This is a genomic window from Candidatus Caldatribacterium sp. (assembly GCA_014359405.1).
Taxonomy (GTDB): domain Bacteria; phylum Atribacterota; class Atribacteria; order Atribacterales; family Caldatribacteriaceae; genus Caldatribacterium; species Caldatribacterium oleiphilum.
Window position 1 is genome coordinate 3,843 of record JACIZN010000082.1, and the last position, 4,646, is coordinate 8,488.

Genomic DNA, 4,646 nt, shown 5'->3' on the forward strand with positions numbered 1-4,646 from the left:
CGCTCCACAATGTACTCGAGAACCCTAAGGAGCGTCCTATACCGGTACGAGAGACAGGAGAGAACTTCCCGGGCTTCAGCGAGTTTCTCCCGAAAGAAATGACGCTCCCTTTCAGAGAATTCCTTCCGCTTCCTGCGCCAGAGGGAGAGCGCCATCTCGCTCACCCCAATCTGCATGGAAAAGGAGGGAACAAGGACCACCTCGAACTCCCCTTCCTCAACCTCAACGATTTCTGCATCAGGACGAATCAACCCGGCTTCCTCTTCTAAATCCTCCCGTTCCCTTCCCAGGGTGCTCTCGAAGTACTGCGCTGGAGAGAAGAAGAGCTGATCCCGATAGGGGGCAAGGAACTCCCCAAAGCGTTCCGGATTGCCACGGAATCTCTCGAGGAGTTCCTCAGGTTTCTCCGCCACCCCAAGGCGCTCAAGCTGCATTCCTAAGAACTCTAAGGCACTCCGAGCCGCAAAGCCGAAAAATCCCGCTTCTCGAACTTTCTCGATAACTCTCTCCACATTCGTCTCAGAAACTCGCAAGCTAAAGGCAAGCTCTTCCGGAGAGCTTCGCAGGAATCCCTCGTTGTCAAGATTTGCAAAAATCGCATGGACAATTCTTTTCTCCTTTTCCCCGAGTCCAACAAGGCTTGCAATCTCCTCAAAAAGGAATTCTTTCCATCCCCGTTTTTCTCCCCGCTGCGGCACATCCTCAAGGGGAACCTCTTCCCATTCCCGCCCCAGGTACCTCCCGCAGCGAGGGCACCACTCAGGGTATCCAGAGAGCTTCTCCCCGCATCCGAAGCACACAACCCCTTCTCGAACTTCAAGGAGGGGATTCTCCTCAAGGAGCTTCCCAAGGTGAGCCTCAAGCTCAGGGAGAGGCAAGGCCATGAGACTACTTGCCACAATCATTTTGGGAACCATCTGGCGCTTCTGGAGGGGCAAAAGCTCTGGACGGACTCTCCTCATTCTCCACTCCCCCGCTCAATGGGAAGGAAAATCTGGACCTTTGTGCCCACTCCCTCTTTTGAGGTCACCTCAATCCACCCACCATGCGCCCGCACGATGCTGTAAGAAACAGAGAGCCCAAGACCTGTTCCCCGCTCTTTGGTGGTGAAAAAGGGCTCAAAGATTCGGGGAAGCACCGCCTCGGGAATTCCCTTCCCCGTATCGGCAAAGGCGATCTTCACGTAGGTCGTAAATTTCCGCTGTTCCCAGGGAGGGAGATTCTCCAAAAGAACGCTTTCGGTAGAGATGCGGAGAACTCCCCCTTTCTCGTGCATGGCCTCCAGGGCGTTTTTGGCAAGGTTCATGAAAACCTGGCGCATTCTCGTTCGATCCACAGAGACAAGGGGAAGGTCCTCCTCAAGAGCAAACTCTATCCGCTCGTTCTCCTGACAGAAGAAGTCCACAAGGGCAATACTCTCCCGCAGGAGGGCGTTGAGATCGGTGGGTTCCCTCTGGAGGACAAGGGGCTTGGAAAAATCTACGAGGTAACGAATCACGTCACTGCAGTGGGCTGCTTCCTTCTCAATCTTTTCGAGAACCCTTCGGGTCATCTGACAGGTGGGGCAGGCATTTGAGTTCCCTTCTATTGAAGAGAGGAGCATCTGGGCGTACCCGTAGATGACTCCTAAGGGGTTGTTGATTTCGTGAGCCATGCTCGAGATGAAGCGCCCGATGCTTGAGAGCCGCTCCATCTGGCGAATACTCTCTCCCCAGCGGGCCCGATCCGTCACATCCTCCACAAGACCCACGACCCGGAAAGCATCTCCCTCCCGCCAGGGGAAGAACCGAAAATTCAGGAGCCTCTCCCCATTCGCATTGCGCCGCAGGCGAAAGTTCCGGACCAGGTACTCCTCCCCGAAACGGAGGCTCTGCCACATGTCGTCCAAATGCTCCATGGGGAAGAGTTCTTCCCATCTCTTCCCCAAAACCTCCTCCTCCCTCTTTCCGGTGATAACCTCCATACTGTGGTTCCAGAAGAGAATCCGCCCATCTCCAAAGGAAAGGAAAACAACTCCCAGGGGGAAACGAAAGAAGAGGAAGCGGAGGAGGTGGTTCTCTGCTCTCCAAGCCTTTACCAGGAGTTTTCGCTCTGAAGGCAAAAGACCTTGAACCGGAGGCGATTCTCCCTCCCGCAGGGGACCCCCGGCCATGAATACGATACCTGGACCCGGGAACTCGGTCCGGAAAAAGAGGAGCTCTCCCTCAAAGGAGAGGAAGTGAATCCCTTCCCGCAGCTGAGCCCCCTGGCTCAGTATTTTCCCGACAAAATCCCTGTACTTGTGGAATCCGTTGTAGAAGACCGACCCATCCTCGGTACGGAGCACGGCATACGCCGCACCCAGACGCCTGCGAATACCCTTAAGGAGGAGGCCCCAGGGAATGGTTCGCTCCATTGCGTCAGTTGCCCAGGACTTTCTTCACCGCCTCGATAACTCGCTCGGGCTTGAAGGGCTTGACAATGAAGTCACGGGCTCCGGCCTGAATGGCGTCAACCACCATAGCCTGCTGCCCCATAGCACTGCACATGATAATCCGTGCATTCGGGTCGCGTTTTTTGATTTCCTTCACAGCGGTGATGCCATCCATCTCGGGCATGGTGATGTCCATGGTGACAAGGTCCGGCTTCACCTCTTCGTACTTGAGCACCGCTTCCTTGCCGTTACTCGCCTCAGCCACAACCTCGTAACCATTCTTTGTCAAAATGTCCTTAAGCATCATCCGCATGAACGCAGCATCATCCACAATCATAATCCGTCCGGGCATGGTTTCCTACCCTCCCACCTGAACCATTTTCCAAAGGAGGCTTGCCACATCCACGATGAGCGAGACTCGCCCATCACCGAGAATGGTCGCTCCTCCAAGCCCTCGCACATCACCGATGTACGATCCAAGGGATTTAATGACAATCTCCTGCTCGCCGACAATCTCATCCACCACAAGACCTGCAAGAACCCGGGCTGTGTTCACCACCACGGTATAGAGAATTTCGGGAACCTCCATACCCTCTTCGTACTCTGCCTTCTTCCCTTCAAGGAGGTCCCGAAGGCGCAAAAGGGGCAGGGTTCTCCCTCGGAAAAGGGAGGCAAGGGTTTTGTTCACCCAGTAGGTATCCTTCTTCTCAATCTTCTCAATCTCCACCACATCCGCAAGGGGTATAGAGTAAATCGCCCCATCAACCCGAACAAGGAGTGCTCGGATAATAGCAAGGGTCAAGGGCAGGCGCAGGAAAAAGGTCGTCCCTTTACCCTTTTCGCTCTCCACATGGACCTGGCCGTTGACCCGCTCGATGTTCCGGCGGACGATGTCCATTCCTACGCCCCGTCCAGAAACATCGGTTACCTTTTCGTTCGTGGAGAACCCGGAGTAGAAGATGAACTCCATAGCCTCCCGGTCGCTCATTCGGGAGAGCTCCTCTTGAGTGGCAAGACCAAGGGCAAGGGCTTTTTCACGAATTTTCTCGACGTCGATTCCCCTCCCATCATCCTGCACAAGGATAACGACCGAGTTCTCCTCCTGGTAGGCCTTAAGGAGAATGCGGCCGCGAGGAGGTTTCCCTAGGGCCACTCGCTCCTGCGGTGGTTCAATCCCATGGTCCACGGCATTCCGGAGGAGGTGAATGAGGGGGTCGGTGATTTCCTCAATAAGGGAACGATCGAGTTCTGTATCCTCACCCTCAATGACGAAATCCACCTCTTTCCCAAAATTCCGCGCCAGGTCCCGAACCATCCGGGGGAAACGGTTGAAGACCTCGGCAAGAGGAAGCATCCGGGCCTTCATGATCTCCATCTGGAGTTCGTTCGTCACCCGACCGATGTGCGTGGTGGTGTCCGCAAGGAGAGTTCGAAGATGGGCGACTTCCTTGCTCTCCTGGAGTCTTCTGATGATATCTTCAAGACGGGCCCGGTCAATGACCAATTCTCCAACAAGGTTCATGAGCGCATCAAGACGTTCCACGTCAACCCGGACGGTCTTCTTCAATCCCCCGGTAATCCTCTTTTTCTCCGGAGAAGGTGCCTTTGCTTCTTTTTCCTCTTCCTTCCTCTCTTCTCCCTCAGCCTCCCTTGCTACCTCTTTTTCCTGTACGACGACCTCTGCTCGCTCCACCTCTGCGACGGACTCCACAATCTTTTTGATCTCCTCCGGCGAGAGCTCCGACCGCACGAAAACATCAAAGCTCTGGCCAAAACGTTCGCTCTCCAGATCCGTAAGGGAGGGCTGCGTGCTCACCACGTCGATACCGCTTTCCTGGAGACGGTTGATGACAAGGTACGCCCGAACCCCCTTCATGGAGCAGTCAAGGGTCAGGAACACTCGAACCAGGTACTCTTTTTCTTCTCCGGTAACCTCTTCAGGCTTCTCTTCAGCCTCCGGCTCCCTTTTCCCTTCCTCTTGCGTTTCTTCTTTCACTTCCCCTTTTCCCTGTCCTCCGAGAAAGTTCTGGAGCATTGCGACAATCTCTCCGGTTTCGACTTCGGGTTCTCTGCCATCAAGGGCGATGCCATTCCGCATGAACTTCAAAAGGTCCACGCCTCGGAGGAGCGTATCCACGAGTTCTGGGGTGACGGCAATGGTCTTTTTCCGAACCCCATCAAGGAGGTTCTCCATGAGGTGGGCAAGCTCCATCATTTTCTGGAAACCCATGGA

4 protein-coding genes (1 of these 4 only partly in view) are annotated in these 4,646 nt (G+C 54.8%); all 4 read right to left on the reverse strand.

Going from position 1 to position 4,646, the window contains the following annotated elements:
- A protein-coding gene (locus tag H5U36_07225) for a hypothetical protein (protein MBC7217915.1) crosses the window boundary here: on the reverse strand, window positions 1–962 show its 5' portion. 385 nt of this gene lie to the left of the window's left edge; the window shows 962 of its 1,347 coding nt (coding positions 1–962); it begins with the start codon at window positions 960–962; the stop codon falls past the left edge of the window.
- Window positions 959–2,395 carry a PAS domain S-box protein gene (locus H5U36_07230; GenBank protein ID MBC7217916.1) on the reverse strand — a complete coding sequence of 479 codons (1,437 nt, stop codon included), beginning with the start codon at window positions 2,393–2,395 and terminating at the stop codon, window positions 959–961. The genes H5U36_07225 and H5U36_07230 overlap by 4 nt, the downstream gene beginning before the upstream one ends.
- A 4-nt stretch (window positions 2,396–2,399) precedes the next feature.
- Window positions 2,400–2,765, reverse strand: a complete 366-nt coding sequence (locus H5U36_07235; GenBank protein MBC7217917.1) for a response regulator — start codon at window positions 2,763–2,765, stop codon at window positions 2,400–2,402.
- A gap of 6 nt (window positions 2,766–2,771) precedes the next feature.
- Window positions 2,772–4,646 (reverse strand): chemotaxis protein CheA (locus tag H5U36_07240; GenBank protein ID MBC7217918.1); only part of this gene is annotated, 1,875 nt, incomplete at its 5' end.

Excerpts from the sequence above, each read along its gene's own strand:
- H5U36_07230 (MBC7217916.1), bottom strand. The coding sequence starts at position 2,395 with ATGGAGCGAACCATTCCCTGGGGCCTCCTCCTTAAGGGTATTCGCAGG.
- H5U36_07235 (MBC7217917.1), bottom strand. The coding sequence starts at position 2,765 with ATGCCCGGACGGATTATGATTGTGGATGATGCTGCGTTCATGCGGATG.